This window comes from Halomonas sp. NYA30, from assembly GCF_976980765.1.
The window spans coordinates 2332469-2347610 of record NZ_OZ334477.1 but is presented as its reverse complement, the minus strand read 5'-3'; the positions used below and the strand labels follow the sequence as shown (position 1 = coordinate 2347610).

At 54.7% G+C, this 15142-nt stretch carries 14 protein-coding genes; 4 read left to right on the top strand and 10 right to left on the bottom strand.

Going from position 1 to position 15142, the window contains the following annotated elements; all coding sequences use genetic code 11:
• Position 1 precedes the first annotated feature (1 nt).
• The gene (locus ACWI0H_RS10795; protein ID WP_133732482.1) at positions 2-634 is read right to left on the bottom strand and encodes a helix-turn-helix domain-containing protein; all 633 of its coding nucleotides are present in this window, start codon (positions 632-634) and stop codon (positions 2-4) included.
• Positions 635-857: 223 nt separating this feature from the next.
• Between ACWI0H_RS10795 and ACWI0H_RS10790 the strand changes: the two genes are divergently transcribed.
• Positions 858-2159, top strand: coding sequence for an IS1380 family transposase (locus ACWI0H_RS10790; RefSeq protein WP_101146771.1), 1302 nt, complete (start codon positions 858-860; stop codon positions 2157-2159).
• A gap of 161 nt (positions 2160-2320) precedes the next feature.
• Here ACWI0H_RS10790 and ACWI0H_RS10785 read toward each other — a convergent pair whose 3' ends face one another.
• The gene (locus ACWI0H_RS10785; protein WP_133732483.1) at positions 2321-3262 is read right to left on the bottom strand and encodes a histone deacetylase family protein; all 942 of its coding nucleotides are present in this window, start codon (positions 3260-3262) and stop codon (positions 2321-2323) included.
• Between the two features lie 103 nt (positions 3263-3365).
• Here ACWI0H_RS10785 and ACWI0H_RS10780 point away from each other — a divergent pair, with 103 nt between their 5' ends.
• Positions 3366-6113, top strand: a complete 2748-nt coding sequence (locus ACWI0H_RS10780) for a bifunctional acetate--CoA ligase family protein/GNAT family N-acetyltransferase (RefSeq protein ID WP_485873450.1) — start codon at positions 3366-3368, stop codon at positions 6111-6113.
• A 58-nt stretch (positions 6114-6171) separates the two neighbouring features.
• On the opposite strand, the gene pdxH is transcribed toward ACWI0H_RS10780, so the two are convergent.
• Positions 6172-6816, bottom strand: a complete 645-nt coding sequence (gene pdxH, locus ACWI0H_RS10775) for a pyridoxamine 5'-phosphate oxidase (protein ID WP_008957939.1) — start codon at positions 6814-6816, stop codon at positions 6172-6174.
• Positions 6817-7053: 237 nt separating this feature from the next.
• Here pdxH and ACWI0H_RS10770 point away from each other — a divergent pair, with 237 nt between their 5' ends.
• The gene (locus ACWI0H_RS10770; protein WP_485873449.1) at positions 7054-7740 is read left to right on the top strand and encodes a cytochrome b/b6 domain-containing protein; all 687 of its coding nucleotides are present in this window, start codon (positions 7054-7056) and stop codon (positions 7738-7740) included.
• Positions 7741-7747: 7 nt separating this feature from the next.
• On the opposite strand, the gene ACWI0H_RS10765 is transcribed toward ACWI0H_RS10770, so the two are convergent.
• From ACWI0H_RS10765 to ACWI0H_RS10755, 3 genes are read right to left on the bottom strand one after another with little or no spacing between them, the layout of a single operon-like run.
• Entirely contained in the window at positions 7748-8137 is a 390-nt protein-coding gene (locus ACWI0H_RS10765) for a DUF2069 domain-containing protein (RefSeq protein WP_101145536.1), read from the bottom strand.
• A complete protein-coding gene (gene wrbA / locus ACWI0H_RS10760) occupies positions 8134-8757 on the bottom strand; it encodes an NAD(P)H:quinone oxidoreductase (RefSeq protein ID WP_485873448.1) in 624 nt (207 codons plus the stop codon). The genes ACWI0H_RS10765 and wrbA overlap by 4 nt, the downstream gene beginning before the upstream one ends.
• A gap of 58 nt (positions 8758-8815) precedes the next feature.
• Complete coding sequence (locus ACWI0H_RS10755; protein ID WP_485876206.1) at positions 8816-9286, bottom strand: gamma-glutamylcyclotransferase family protein; 471 nt, start codon at positions 9284-9286, stop codon at positions 8816-8818.
• A 225-nt stretch (positions 9287-9511) separates the two neighbouring features.
• Between ACWI0H_RS10755 and smrA the strand changes: the two genes are divergently transcribed.
• Complete coding sequence (gene smrA, locus ACWI0H_RS10750) at positions 9512-10102, top strand: DNA endonuclease SmrA (RefSeq protein ID WP_008957944.1); 591 nt, start codon at positions 9512-9514, stop codon at positions 10100-10102.
• A 50-nt stretch (positions 10103-10152) separates the two neighbouring features.
• On the opposite strand, the gene ACWI0H_RS10745 is transcribed toward smrA, so the two are convergent.
• The 4 genes from ACWI0H_RS10745 to ACWI0H_RS10730 form a co-directional block, all read right to left on the bottom strand.
• Positions 10153-11372, bottom strand: a protein-coding gene (locus tag ACWI0H_RS10745; protein ID WP_336274203.1) for an IS3 family transposase whose coding sequence is annotated in 2 segments (ribosomal slippage) — positions 10153-11022 and positions 11025-11372 — 1218 coding nt in all. Because the reading frame shifts where the segments join, the coding sequence is not laid out codon by codon here.
• Between the two features lie 103 nt (positions 11373-11475).
• Positions 11476-12039 (bottom strand): DUF934 domain-containing protein, encoded by a 564-nt coding sequence (locus ACWI0H_RS10740; protein ID WP_336273062.1) that lies wholly within the window; start codon positions 12037-12039, stop codon positions 11476-11478.
• Positions 12032-13684, bottom strand: a complete 1653-nt coding sequence (locus ACWI0H_RS10735) for a nitrite/sulfite reductase (RefSeq protein ID WP_485873447.1) — start codon at positions 13682-13684, stop codon at positions 12032-12034. The genes ACWI0H_RS10740 and ACWI0H_RS10735 overlap by 8 nt, the downstream gene beginning before the upstream one ends.
• A 180-nt stretch (positions 13685-13864) precedes the next feature.
• Positions 13865-15136: an MATE family efflux transporter gene (locus ACWI0H_RS10730; RefSeq protein ID WP_485876204.1), complete on the bottom strand. Its 1272-nt coding sequence runs from the start codon at positions 15134-15136 to the stop codon at positions 13865-13867.
• Positions 15137-15142 lie beyond the last annotated feature (6 nt).

The following is a 15142-nucleotide window of genomic DNA, read 5'->3' as shown; positions in this document are numbered from 1 at the left end:
CTTAGGCCACATCACCGCGTGTACAGACCGACAAAACAACGGCATCCTCTGGGCTGGTGGATACCAGGGCGTGCCCCATATCACTATCAAAATAGATGCTGTCGCCCTCAGCTAGCACTAACGGGGCGTAAAATTCGGTGTAAAGCATAATGTCGCCATGCAGCACCATCAAAAACTCTTCACCATCATGGCGTACCCATTGGTGATATTCGTCAAAACTGCGTGCCCTTACGATGGTCTTGAAGGGAATCATGCGTTTTTGGGCGAGCTGATGGCCCAATAACTCGTGCTCGTAGGTAGGAGTGGGGTGCAGTTGTCCTTTGCCTTTACGGGTCAAATCGCGCCGCCCCATGGTGTAACGCTCCCGTTTTGGGGGCGTAAGTAATTGCGGCAGGTCGATGTTGAGCCCAGTAGTGAGTTTTTGGACTACGCTAAAGGTGGGTGAGACTTGATCGTTCTCAATTTTAGAGAGCGTTGAACGGGCAAGGCCCGTGCGTTGGCTAACCTCTTCCAAAGTCCACTGATTAGCGAGACGAATCTGTTTGAGCCGCTCGCCTAAACGCAGCGGCTCAACAAAGGGTTTGCTTCCCGATGCAATACGCAGCGCGGCATGCTCTTCAGTCGTAGCGGTCATAGGTCGTCACATTGGCTGCGTTGTCTAACGGTGCGTGTCTATAGGCGCGCGTAAACGGACATGATATCACAGCAAAGAAGCGGCTAAGAACGGCCGACAGAGGCAAGTGCGCTGATGCCTATTTACTAGCCTGGATTTCTCACGGGGTATAAAAGAAAGCGGCTGAAAGTGTTAACGTTTCAGGGCCTTACACCAAAAACCAACACCAACCGCCGCTTCCAAAATGGTACCTGAAAAACTGACCTTCTCGCCACTCTCACGCCGGCAAATTGAAGCCGATTTCTCTGGGGGCCACATCACCTCCGATGCTGGATTGCTCTTGCTACGGGAAGTCGATAAACAACATCGTCTGACGCACCGCTTGGCCTCCGTGCTTCATGATCCCCGCGCACCGGAACAGGTTCGTCACAAGCTCGACACTCTGGTGCGTCAGCGGGTGTTCGGTGTCGCCGCGGGCTACGAAGATTTTAACGACCATGAGGCCCTACGTTACGACCAAGCGCTTCAGACCGCGCTAGGTGAAGATGAAGTCTTGGCGGGTAAGTCTACACTGTGTCGGAGCGAGCAGAAGGTAGACCGGCAAGCGATGGTGAAGGCCCATGCGTTACTGTGGCATCACTTCATTGAGCAGCATGACCAACCCCCCAAGGAAATCGTGCTGGACTTTGATGGCACCGATATTCCCGTGCACGGCGAGCAACCCGGGAAGTTCTTTAACCGCTATTATGATCACCACTGCTACTTCCCGCTGTATGTCTTCTGTGGCCGCCATCTGCTAGTGAGCTATCTGCGTACCAGTGACCACAGCGACAGCCATCACAGCTGGGCCATCCTGGCGTTACTGGTGCGCTTTATCCGCCAGTACTGGCCCGATACGCGCATTGTGTTACGAGGTGATAGTCACTTTTGTCGCCCCCGGATGCTGAACTGGTGCGATCGGCATCACGTTGACTATATCGTGGGTATCGGTAAGAACAGTCGGCTGCTCAAGGAAGTGGACGTGCCCATGATGCTGGTGCGCAAGACCCAATGGCAGGTGGGAGGCAAAGTGGCAGAGACGTTCCGCTTCCCGTATCAAGCACACTCTTGGAAATACCCACGCTGGGTGGTCGCTCGTCTAGAAGAAAGCGAGCTGGGCTCCAATCCCCGATTTATCATCAGCTCCCGTTACGACGACGGCTTCAAGCTTTACTACGAGCAGTATTGTGCTCGGGGCGACATGGAAAACCGAATCAAGGATCAACAACTGAGCCTGTTTGCTGACCGGACCTCCAGTACGCACTGGTGGGCCAATCAGTGGCGGCTGATCTTATCGGGCTTCGCCTATACGCTGTTCGAGCGCTTACGTACTTACCTGAAGAAGACCCCTTTTGAGCGCATGAGCCCAAGCAACCTGAGGCTCAAACTCATCAAAGTGGGCGCGGTCATCATCCGCAATACGCGCCGAATCCGGGTGTTGATGAGTGACAGCTACCCCTATAAAGCGCAACTATCCGATCTCGTCAGGCGGTTGGTGCCGAACTGAATGCGCGGGCGCCCCCGGCCCGACGCAATGGGGGAAAGGGGGAAGTGTATCTGAACGACGGAAAGTGGTTAAAAAGTAGGCAATTTAAGATGTACCAATAGGTTTTTAATAGCATGGCGGCCTGGGTGCGGTACTTGCTGAGGTGCTATGAGAAATCCGGGCTAGGGCACTTCAGCAAACGGTAGCCCCAAAAGCGCTTTTAGATGCGCCTCAACGCCACTCGCTAGCGACTTCGGGTTATAGCCCCCTTCAAGCACCGATACAATGCGGTTATCGGCATACAGGGTGGCGATCTCCATGGCCAGATGGGTAATCCAGTAGAAGTCTTCATCCTCTAAACAGATATCACCCATAGGGTCATCACGGTGAGCGTCGAAACCCGCGGAGAGCATCACCAAGTCAGGCTTAAAGGCGTGCAGGGCAGGCAGCCAGTGGTTTTCAATGATGCGCCGGAACTCTGGGCCATCGGTGCCCACTTCCAGCGGGGTATTCACAACGTTTTGCCACTCGCTGCGCAGATAACGCCATGGGTAAAACGGATACTGGAAGCTGGTGCAAATAAGCACCTCGGGATCGTTTTTAAAGATATCGATGGTGCCATTGCACTGATGCACGTCGAAATCCAAAATAGCGATACGTTTGGCGCCGTATTTGGCTCGCGCATGGGCCGCCCCCACGGCGATATTATTGTAAAAACAGAATCCCATCGCATCGCTGGCTTCCGCATGGTGACCTGGCGGCCTAACAGCACAAAAGACGTTATCCGCCTGACGCTTAAACACCTGATCTACCCCACGGATAACCGCTCCCGCGGCAACCCGGGCTGCTTGTAGGCTGTCAGGGTTCATCATGGTATCGCTATCTAGCGTAACGATGCCCTCGGTGGGCAAACACTTATCCAGGGAGCGCAAATGACGCAAGGGGTGTACTCTGGAAAGAGCCTCCTCGCAGGCTTCCTTGGCATCGGCCTGCATGGTTTGCTGTAATAACCCTGCAAGCGATAGGCGAGCGCGAATAGCCTCCAGACGCTGAGGGCTTTCGGGATGCTCCGGCCCCATATGGTGCAATGAGCAGTCTGGGTGGGTAAGGTAGGCGGTAATCATTCAAACGCTCCATTATTATTGATGCCACCTTAATCGCCTCCATGCCCTACGCGACAGTGTCAATAAGTCGTACAGCCGCTATTTAGTCAGGGGAGACTCATTCGTGAGCACGCGCTTTTTACACCATTTCTTTGAACCTCATACACTAGCGGTGTTTGGCGCCTCTGAAAAGCCCTCATCGCTGGGCGGTTTAGTGCTGAGAAATATTCAAGAGGGCGGCTTCAAGGGGGCGCTCTGGGCGGTCAATCTCAAGGGGTACCCGCAGGTATTCGGCGCCCCCTGCGTGAGCCGGGTGAGTGAACTGCCTGAGGTACCTGATCTGGCTGTGGTCTGCACGCCTATCGAGGGCGTGCCTGACCTGATCAAAAAGCTTGGTCAGCACGGCGTCAAGGCTGCCCTGGTGCTCTCCGGAGGCGCCTATCTGGATCGCGACAAGGGCAACAAGGGCTCGATTCGCGAACGCATGCTGAGTGCGGCACGCGTCTCCGGTATTCGTGTGCTGGGCCCGGAGTGCATGGGGCTGATTGTCCCGGGTAAAAAACTCAACGCCTCGTATGCCAGTCAGCCGGTCAAGGCAGATAAGGTCGCCTACCTTGGCCAGTCCGGTATGCTTGCCAATGCGATGATCGATTGGGCCGCGGGGCGGGATGTCGGCTTTTCACATCTGATTACGGTTGGCGACAGCGTTGATGTGCTGCTGCCGGATCTAATCGATTACGTTAACCAGTTTTCTCCCGCGCAAGCCATATTGTTGCATCTGGAGCGGATCAGTGACGCTCAGCACTTTATGACCGCCGTACGTGACGCCTCACGCAACCGTTTGGTGCTGGCCATCAAAAGCGGCCGTACACCAGAGTCGGATATTTCCGGCATGGCACCGACGCCTGGTATCGCCAACCGCGACGTGGTGTTTGATGCCGCTTTTGCCCGTGCGGGCGTTGTGCGGGTTGATGACTCCGACGAACTGCTCGACGCGCTGGAAACCCTCTCGCGAATGAAGCCGCTGAAGGGCGACCGCCTGGCGATTGTCTCGAATGGTTTGGGTCCTGCCATGCTGGCCATCGATAAATTGATCAGTGCCGGCGGCAAATTGGCTGAATTTAGCGCCGAAACCCAGGCTGCGCTACACCGTAGCGAAGTCGATATGAGTAAACCAGGCGAGAATCCGGTGGACCTGGGCGGTAACGCCTCTCCCGAGAGGTTTGTCCAGGCACTGGAGATTGTCGCGTCCGATGCCAACGTAGACGCCGTGCTAGTGGTGCACGCGCCCACACGAATGGCCCCATCGCTGGTGACGGCCCAGGCCCTAATCGATAACCGCAAGAAGTTTCGCCGTAACCTGCTGACTAGTTGGATGGGCCTAAAAGAGGCACTCAACGCCAGACACGCCTGTAATCTGGCCGGAATTCCGACCTATATTTCGCCTGAAAAAGCGGTCAAGGCGTTTATGCATATGGTGATTTACCAACGCGTTCAGGCGCTGTTGCAGGAGATCCCTCCCAGCTTGCCGTTTTCAACCAGTCCGGAAATTCGTGCCCAATGCCGCACGTTGATCAAAGGGGCAAAAGAGCAGGGTAGGCAGACGCTAACCCACTCGGAAACCGCCCAGGTGCTTGAGGCGTATGGCATTCCAACCGCGCCGAGCGTCTATCTGGCGAACCCGGACGAAGCGCTTGCCCGCGCGACAGAAATCCCCGGCACCAAAGCGCTTAAGGTGGTTCATGAAGGCAACTGCCGCCCTTACCGCTACCGTAAACACCCGCATAAAATTTCGGCAGGCCTGCTGCAGGATTTGGAAACACCCGAACAGGTAGCTGAAGGCGTGCGGCGGCTGGGCGACAAGGTAGCCGAGAAATTCCCCGAGTACGCGATCCGTGAATACTGTTTGCAGCCTATGCAGCGTGGCAAACACTCGATGCAAATTTGCGCAGGTATTACTCGCGACCCTGTGTTTGGGCCGCTGATCGTCTTTGGTATCGGCGGCTACAAGGTCAACGTACTGGCTGACCGCCAAGTAGCGCTACCACCGCTTAATATGAGCCTGGCCGCCGATGTGGTGGGCCGAACCCATGCCGCTTCGCTAATCCGAGAACACTCCGCGGACCCTGAACGCGATATACAGCACCTGTGCCAAATGCTGGTGAAACTATCGCAGATGGCCTCGGATTTGGGCGATTTGCGTGGGCTGGAAGTGAACCCATTGCTGCTTAATCGCGATGGCATGGTCGCTGTGGATTTCGCCATGGATCTTGGTACGCCGTCGCGTTTTGCGATCATGCCGTATCCGGAAGAGCTGCGTGAATGGGTAACACTCAAAAATGGCTGGAAGGTAGAAGTAAGACCAATTCGCGCCGAAGATGCCCACCTGATTACCACCTTCCACCGCCAGTTGTCGGAAGAGAGTATTCGCTTTCGCTACTTCCACAATAAGTCCAATCTTACTCAGCGCGATCTGTCGATCCTGTCGCATATCAATTATGACCGTCAGATGGCATTTATCGCCGAACACTTGAGCGAAGATGGCAGCAAAGAAATGCTAGGGGTAGTGAGGGTATGGAACGACCCGGACAATATCCGTACCGAGTTTTCGATCATCATTCGGGATGACCTGCAGGGGCTGGGCATTGGAAGCCTGTTGATGAAAAAGATGATTGCTTACTGTACCAACATCGGCACGCTGGAAATGATTGGCAAAATCATGGTCGACAACCACCCGATGCGGGCCTTGATGAAACATCTGGGATTCAAGAGCCGTTACAACATGGAAGAGCAGGTCATAGATGCCGTGCTGCGTCTCAACGAACCCGAAAGCGAGTGGCAGCGGCACCGCCTGGAAAGTTTGCCAGACTAAGATGCACAACCCAAAAGGCCTGCGTTTTATCGTCAGGCCTTAGGCGTATCGTGTTGGTTTATGGCGCCAGCCGGAAGCGGCCCCATTCGCCACCATCGCGGCGTTCAAAGCGCAGCCGGTCGTGCAAGCGGCTAGGCTGACCCTGCCAAAACTCGATCATTTCCGGTTCGACGCGATAGCCACCCCAATGGATAGGGCGAGGGATGTCCTGACCATCGTAGGCTTGCTCGAAACGGTTTTGGCGCTCTTCGATCCAGTTGCGATCGGGAATCACAACGCTCTGAGTCGCAATCCACGCGCCTAGCTGGCTGCCGCGTGGGCGGCTGGCAAAGTACTCGTCGGACTCTTCGGCTGACACCGGCTCAACGGGGCCTTCGATACGCACCTGACGAGAGAGCGAAGGCCACCAGAATGTCATGGCAGCGAAGGGGACATTGCTCAACTCGCTGCCTTTATGGCTATGGTAATTGGTAAAAAAGACCATGCCACGCTCATCAAACCCTTTTAATAGTACTACCCGGGCGTGGGGCCTGCCTTGACTGTCAACGGTGGCAAGCGTCATGGCGTTACCATCCTTGCCCTCTTTCTCCAGCGCAAGAGTGAACCACTCATCGAATAACACGAATGGATCGTCAGGTGCCTGGGATTCATCAAGCCTGCCGCCTTCATAATCACGCCTGATATCGGCTATATTACGTGTCATCGAATGCTTCTCCCTTGAATTTATTCCATGTTCGCTGGTCTGCCTTTAAAGCTCAAGTGATCGCCATCAATGAATGTTTAACGCACCTATTCACGACGGTCACTTCTCCGGTAGAGACAAACTTGGCTGCGACTAACTGTCCCGCATTCTATGAGAAAGTTAGAATTAATGCGAAGCTGTCTCACCCATACGGGCTCACCACCGGTTAGCTCATTACTGCTGATAGAGGAAAGGGCTATGCGTGGCAAGGTAGCAATTGAAGTATGGGATAGTTGGATGCGCCTGTTTCACTGGGGATTGGTGCTGGCAATGTTGATCTCATTTTATACCACCAAGACCAGCGGCGCGCCTTTTCTCTTTCCCATGGAGGTACACGCTCAAGCAGGTTATCTGATACTTGGGTTACTTGTCTTTCGCTGGGTATGGGGCGTGCTGGGTAGTGTCTATGCGAGATTCAAGACATTTTTGTATCTACCGGCTAAAACAATGGCTTATTCAAAGGCACTCATCCAGCGACAGCCGAGTGCTTATGCCAGCCATAACCCGTTAGGCGGCTGGATGGTGATGATCATGCTGCTCTCGCTCACTTTTCAAGCAGTCAGCGGTCTGTTTTTGAGCGACGACATCTTTTTTCAGGCGCCACTCTATGGCTTGTTTGGGGAAGGGGCTAGTAGCCAGTTGCGAACTTTGCATCAGTGGAATAGCGATCTCTTGATCATCTTGATTGGGCTGCACTTGGTCGGGCTGGTGGTACATCGGCTGCTTGGAGAGCCGCTGTTAGCGGCGATGCTGGGAGGTACCAAGCGCTTTCACCAGCAGCCGATCGATGCTCACAATGAGCCGTTAACTGCCTCCATGCTGCGTTTACGAGCGCTGGGTGCTCTGCTAATAGCTGCTGGCGTCGTCGTATGGCTTTGGTTTTAAAAGCTATTTATTGGCGTAGCTGCCGGCTACGGAAACGCGCATAGCCCATACACCCCGCAAATAGAGCCAGCGAAACGGCCGCTTCTAAAAGCCCGCGCATACTTTGCCCAGGCAACGTTGCCAGCATTATCCCCTGAGTAAAATAGAGCAGGCTGACAAATGCCAGCCACGCATGACCACGGGCTCGCTGGCCAATGATGGAAGGCAGGAACAGTACCAGGGGCAGGACAAAGGCTAACACCGGGCGCCAGTTAAACTCGTCGCCTTGTACTAGAAAGCCTCGGTAAATAACCAGCACCAATAAAATAGCAAAGCTGGCCAACACCAGTTGGCGGGTTCGCTGTGTGAGCTTATCAATCCCATGACGGGCTTCTACGTCTTCTAACCACTGTCTCATAATGCCTCCTGACGCATAGCGTGCAGGGCAAGGGCGAGCCGCGCTAACCGTTTGCCCTGGGCCACGCATAGCGCGCGCTCGTGCTCATCCAACGAGCGATCACTGCGAGTACCGGCCAAGTGACTGGCACCGTAGGGTGTGCCGCCGGTGTGGGTTTCCAGCAGCGTGGTTTCACTGTACGGCACGCCCGCATAGACCATGCCATGATGCAGGAGTGGTACCAGCATGGTTAGCAGTGTGCTTTCTTGGCCACCGTGCAGGCTCGATGTCGAGGTAAACGCGCAGGCGGGTTTATCAATCAGCGCACCGTTCATCCAGAGGCTACTGGTAGAGTCGATAAAATATTTCAGCGGCGCGGCCATGTTGCCAAACCGTGTTGGGCTACCGAGCGCCAGTGCGCTGCAGTTGCGTAAATCGTCTAAGTCAGCATATACCGCGCCCTGTTCAGGAATCTCGGGATCGACGGCTTCACAGGTGGTTGAAACCGGTGCCACTGTGCGCAAGCGTGCCTGAATGCCGGGCACACTTTCTACACCTGCGGCAATCTGCTGCGCCATGGTGGCCGTTGCCCCAGAGCGGGAGTAGTAGAGCACCAAAACGTACGGAGTCATTTCACTCATCATTATTCCTGGCTAGGATCATGGAAGCTGTCACGCGAATAGCACATAACATGGTTGCCTATGGTACCAGAGCTATTGGTAAGTCCGCGTCTGGTACAAACGTATTTTCTAGCGTCGGTAAACGTAGATAAACCCAGGCGCGCCTGCCATCGCTGAGGGTGATTTCCATTCGCTCATAACGAATACCCAGTCGTTCATAGCGGTCAAGGCGGGCCAGTTCATCAGCATCCACATGGAGCAGCAGGCCTTCTACATCACTCCCAGGCTGGGGGGAAAGGTCCAGTCCATCTCGCTGGTAGTCCTCAAGAACGGCCTTTTCAGGGGCGCCGAAGCTGCCCATAACCACCAGGCGAATGGGCGCATAGCGCAGCGTGCCGTATACGAAGACCTGATGAGGGCGCTGTTCGATGTCGGCCAGATCCTCCGGGCGGTCGTAAAACCACGGGCTCAGCATGGTTAACCATAACCATCCCGCTAGACTGAGCAACCCCACACCAGCGATAACAAAAAGGCGTTTAAGCCACACCATTTTAGCCAAACCAAAGCGCCTCGGATTGATGATGAAAAAGTGGCTGCATAGCTTGGCGTGCCAACGTGGTGAAAACAAGCTCTATAATTTAAGCCCCATGTTTTGAGCGCTATGCTTCACATCCTGAGTAATCGACTTATTTTATCTGCTTAAGCAAAGTGGTCAGATTTGCTAGGCTATCTCTGTAACATAGATGGTCTTTTGATCCTGCCGGAGGAGCCTGCAATGAATCAGCCACTTCGTGATGATATGGATTTTCGTGATCTAATCGGCGACGTTAAGCCACTACCACCAAGCAATCGTGCAGACCCTGGCGCTAATCGCAAAAGGCCTTCTGAGGCGCAGCTGGCTCGCCGTGAATGGGCGGAAGAGGAGATGGGGGCGCGCAACTTTCTATCCGATGACTTTGTCGACCTGCTTCCTCCGTTCGACCCGATGGAGTATCGGCGTGAGGGTATTCAGCAAGGCGTGGTCGATAAATTAAAGCATGGCGGTTATAGCGTTCAATCACAGCTGCACCTGCTGCGGCGACCCTTGAGTGAGTGCCGCCGAATGCTGTTCCCGTTCATTCAGGAAGCCTATGCCCATGACTTGCGCTCAGTCATGATTGTTCATGGCCGGGGGCGCGAAATCGACAGCCCTGCCAACGTGCTGCGTTCTTATCTTGCCAAGTGGCTCAGCCAGTTTGAGGAAGTCCAGGCGTATGTGTCCGCCCAGTCTTCAGAAGGGGGGCTAGGCGCCACCTGGGTCATGCTGCGCAAGAGTGACCGTGCCAAAGCCAATAACCGCGAACGCCAGCAGAAGCGACGAGGCTAATCTGTTGGCCTAACCGTCAAAAGGTGTCTAGTCCTAAAATAGATTGACACTTATTTCATCTCAAACGCCCAGTGCACTGCATTGGGCGTTTTGTATTTCAGCGCTAGGTGCGGCCGCTGACTGTTATATATCTCGACGGACTCATTCACCATCGTACGCGCCTGACAAACATCTCCTGGCTGAACCAAGAGAAATTCAGTCTTCAATATTCCGTTTACACGTTCTGCGAGAGCGTTTTGATAACAGTCATAACCGTCTGTCATTGAGCACTGGATACCGTACTGGCGATGTATCTTCTGATAGCTGTCACAGCAGTATTGGATGCCTCGATCCGAGTGGTGGATTAACGGCTCGCTTCCTAACCGTTGGCGTAGAGCGTTGCGTAACGCTTGCTCTACGTCCTGGCTACGTAAGCTCTCATGGACGTGATGACCGACGATTTTGCGGGAGTAAGCATCGGTGACCAGACTTAAATAGCTCATCCCGTGACGCGTCGGTAGATAGGTAATGTCAGCGACCCAGACCTGATTAGGGCGGCAGGCAACCACCTGCTCGGGGCCTGGCTTGAGCAGGTTCGGATGTCGCCGGAAGCGATGATGGCTGTGCGTCGTCTTATGATAAGCTCGGCGTATGGGCACCAGCAGACGCCGCGTACGAAGGACCTGAAAGAGCTGATCTCGTCCCACGTGCAACTCTTGATCTGCTTGGCGGTGCAGCAAGTGATGCAGCTTGCGGGTGCCTAGTCGAGGCTGGGTAAGTCGTATGTCTCGAACAAAATCGACGATCCGCTGCTCCCGGGCCTCTCGCGACTGCTGCGCTTTTTTGGCCTGATACCAAGCCTGGCGGCTGATGCCGAGAAGGTGGCATACCCTGCTGATGGTTAATCCGGCAACACGTTCTTGCGTGAGGACTTGTCTGGCTGCTTTTTTACGGACACCCCGTAATCCTTCTCCATCACCTCCACAACAGCTTCGAAGAACTGAGCCTTTTGCTCAGCAAGCCGCAACTTCTCTTCAAGCTCTTTGATCCGTTGTTCAGGGGTAAGTGGCCGGGGCATGTCGGGACTCCTTCTAGAGCGCTGTGTGGCACCGGGACTCCAGTCCTGATGACCATATCGACGTAACCACTTTAATACCGTCGTGCGACCTTGAATACCGTAACGACTCTGCGCCTGTTTATAGGTCATCTCGCCACGTTCCACTTGCTCTACCACGGCCTGTTTAAAGGCCAGTGTGTAGTCTTTCTGTGTGCGCTTAACTCGTTGACTCATCACGCTCTCCCAAAATAAGGACGGGAACGTGTCAACTCTATTCAGGACGGGTCAAGGACAGCAAAAAGGGCAGCCGAAGCTGCCCTTTTACGTCATTTTAAAACTACTCGCTAGCGGTTAAGCGGCGTTCAAACAGCGCCTGACGCTCTTCCACATCAGGCTGGTAGCGAACGCTGATAAAGCTTAGCGCACGCAGGGCATCCTCTGGGTGCTGATCATCGCGCAATGCCATGCTCGAAAACCCGCAGCGTCGCATGTAGTCCAGCTGATCAACCAGCACATCGCCCACTGCACGAACTTCGCCCTCATAACCGTAGCGCTCGCGCAGCAGGCGCGCCAGGCTGTAGCCACGCCCATCGGTGAAGGCAGGAAAGTCAATCGCAATAGCCTGGGCGTTGCCAAGCTGCTGCGCCAACTCGGCTGTCAGTTCGGTGTCGCTGGTGAGCAGTGGCGCCAACTCGGCATCCTCCTGATTGGCTTGCCACAGCGCCAGCGGTACAAACGCCGGGCGCTGTTCAGGAAGCGTTTCCACATCGTAGGAGACACACCAAGCGTTCTCTGCCGCTAGCTCGCCGTTAGCTATCAAATGATCAACATGTACTGGCGTCTGCTCAACTGCTTCAGTTTGCGTCTCATCTGTTTTATTAGGCTCAGGGCTATTAGGCATAGACACGCTCCTTAAAGGGTTTTAAGCCAATACGGCGATAAGTATCCAGGAAGCGCTCGTCTTCATGGCGCTGCGCCACATAGACTTCTAATACTTTTTCGACGACATCCGGCACGTCAGAGCGGAAAAATGATGGGCCTAGAATTTTACCCAGTGACGCATCATCGGTGGAGTTACCGCCAATGGAGATCTGGTAGAACTCTTCGCCTTTTTTATCGACGCCTAAGATACCGATATGCCCCACGTGGTGGTGGCCACAGGCATTCATGCAGCCGGAAATATTCAGATCCAGCGGGCCAAGGTCGTAAAGGAAATCCAGATCTTCAAAACGCTCCTGCAGCGCTTGAGCGATGGGGATAGACACCGCATTGGCTAGGCTGCAGTAGTCACCGCCAGGGCAGCAGATAATATCGTTGAGCGTACCGACCGTAGGATTAGCCATGCCCAGCGCATCAAGCTCTTTCCACAGTGCTTCCAGCTCATCGACCGGCACATCAGAAAGCACTAGGTTCTGCTCGTGAGTAACGCGTACTTCACCAAAGCTGTAGCGATCAGCCAAATCGGCGACGGCTTCCATCTGATCAGCAGTCACATCGCCGGGCGCATGCTCACGACGCTTCAGGGAAAGCGTTACCGCCTTATAGCCAGGCACTTTGTGATCCGAGACGTTATTGGTCACAAAGCGGGCGAAGCTGCGATTCTCAGCACGCAGTTCGTCAAACGCTTCATTGGCGTTTTCCGCCACCGGGCGACGCTCCGGCTCGGGGAAGTGGCCCTTGGCCGCATCGACCGCTGCTTGGTTGAGTGTTTGCGGGCCATCTTTCAGGTGCGCCCACTCTTCATCAACCCGGCGGCGGAACTCTTCGATGCCCAGTGCTTTGACGAGAATCTTGATCCGCGCTTTGAACTTGTTATCACGACGACCGAACTGGTTGTAAACCCGCACACAGGCTTCCAGATAGGTCAGCAGGTGCTGCCAGGGCAGGTCTTCACGTACCACGTCCGCAATCATTGGCGTGCGGCCAAGCCCACCACCGGCCAAAACTTTAATGCGCAGCTCGCCATCAGCATTGCGCCATAGGCGTAGGCCAATATCGTGTACCTGAATCGCGGCGCGATCTTGGGCTGCACCGCTGACGGCGATTTTGAATTTGCGCGGCAGATAGGCAAATTCAGGATGCAGGGTAGACCACTGACGAATCAGCTCGCACCAGGGGCGCGGGTCTTCCACTTCATCATTGGCGATACCAGCAAACTGGTCGCTGGTCGTGTTACGGATACAGTTGCCGCTGGTCTGAATTGCGTGCATTTGTACTTTGGCCAGATCTGCCAAAATATCCGGCACATCCTCAAGGGCGGGCCAGTTCAGCTGTAGATTCTGTCGTGTGGTGAAGTGGCCGTAACCACGGTCATAACGACGAGTAATCTCAGCAAGGGCACGTAGCTGATTACCCGCCAGCATGCCGTAAGGTATCGCAATACGCAGCATGGGCGCATGGCGTTGAATATAGAGACCGTTCTGCAACCTTAATGGGCGGAACTCTTCTTCACCCAAACGCCCAGCGCGGTAGCGTTCCATTTGGTCGCGGAACTGAGCGACACGCTCATCAACCAGTGTTTGGTCGTGAATATCATAACGGTACATGTGGCACGATCCTGCTAAAAAGCGAAATGGTCACGTTGAGACGGACGTTAATGTAGCGTCACCTTAACGCGGGCGTCATATTCTACAAAAGAATATATAATTATCTTTTTATCACTAAAAGCTATTTAGATGATAATCAAACAAAGGGCTGGCCAAAAGACCGGCGGTTAGGCAGCGGGACTAGACAGCCAGCGCGACCCAACGGCGACGTTGCCATACCCATAAAAATCCGACTGAATTAATCAAGCGGTAAAGTAGCTGCATCAACCAGATACCCAGCAACCCGTATTCAAGACTGATGCCTACCCACCAAGCCAACGGCAGAAATAGCAGCCACTGCATCCCCAGAGTCAGCAGCATAACGGTACGCTGAGCCCCCGCACCCATCAGCGCCTGGGCAAGCACCAATGCTGCCGCATCGAATACAATCATCACGCCGGTTAACTGCAGCGGCAGGGCCCCAAGGGTTACTAGCGCCTGATCGCTGAAAAACAGGCTCAATACGTACGCTGGCAACAGCAGCATGGGTAATGCCAGCAACAGCAGCAGCAACCAAGCGATTGTTAATGCATCCAAGCCCCAGCGATGAGCTTCTTGTTGGGCATCGCGGCCTAGCGCTTCACCGACTAAGCTCATCGCGGCTACCCCAACGCCCACGCCCGGCAAGATCAGTAACAATGACAAATTAACCAGCACATGGCCAACCGCGACACTAGCGGTTCCTAGCTGGCCTAACAGCCAAAATAGTACCGCGTAGCCCGCTGCAAATAAAAGCTGCTGCATTGAATGAGGCACGGCAAGGCGTAGGGTAGTGCGTAGCGTGATCAGGCACGGTAATTGAGTCAACACGGATGGCAAGGATACATGCGTTGTCGTCACCCAATACCACGCCATCAAGCCTGCCCACAGCGATAGCGTAGTGCCCGCACCAGCACCATTAGGCCCCAAGGCGGGTAAACCTGCCAAGCCATAAATCAACCCGGCGCTTAGCCCCACATTGAGCAGGTGAACCACCACGATGATACGCAAATAGAGGTGTGTCTGCTGGCGTCCATTACAGTAGCCGCGAAAACAAAGCGTCAAAGCGATGGCCGCCAGCGACACGACGCGCCAACGGAAATAGTCGACGGCAACGCCGTGTACGTCCTGTGCGTCAGTGATAAAGCCAATCAGCAGCGGTGCCTGCCACCATGCCCACAGGGAAAGCGGTAGGGCCACGGCAAGACCGAGCACCAAGCCTGACTGAAGCGGGTGGCAGAGCCCTGATCGGGCCGCGCCCAAGCGTTGCGCGGTTTGCGATTGCACACTGGAAGAGAGGCCAAACACGACCGCGCTTAACATGAACATGGCGTAACCACCCACGCCTACGCCGGCCAGTGCCACTTCACCCAAATGACCGACCAGGGCAGCATCGACCAAATTGAGCACGCTTTGCGACAGCATGCCCAACATGATGGG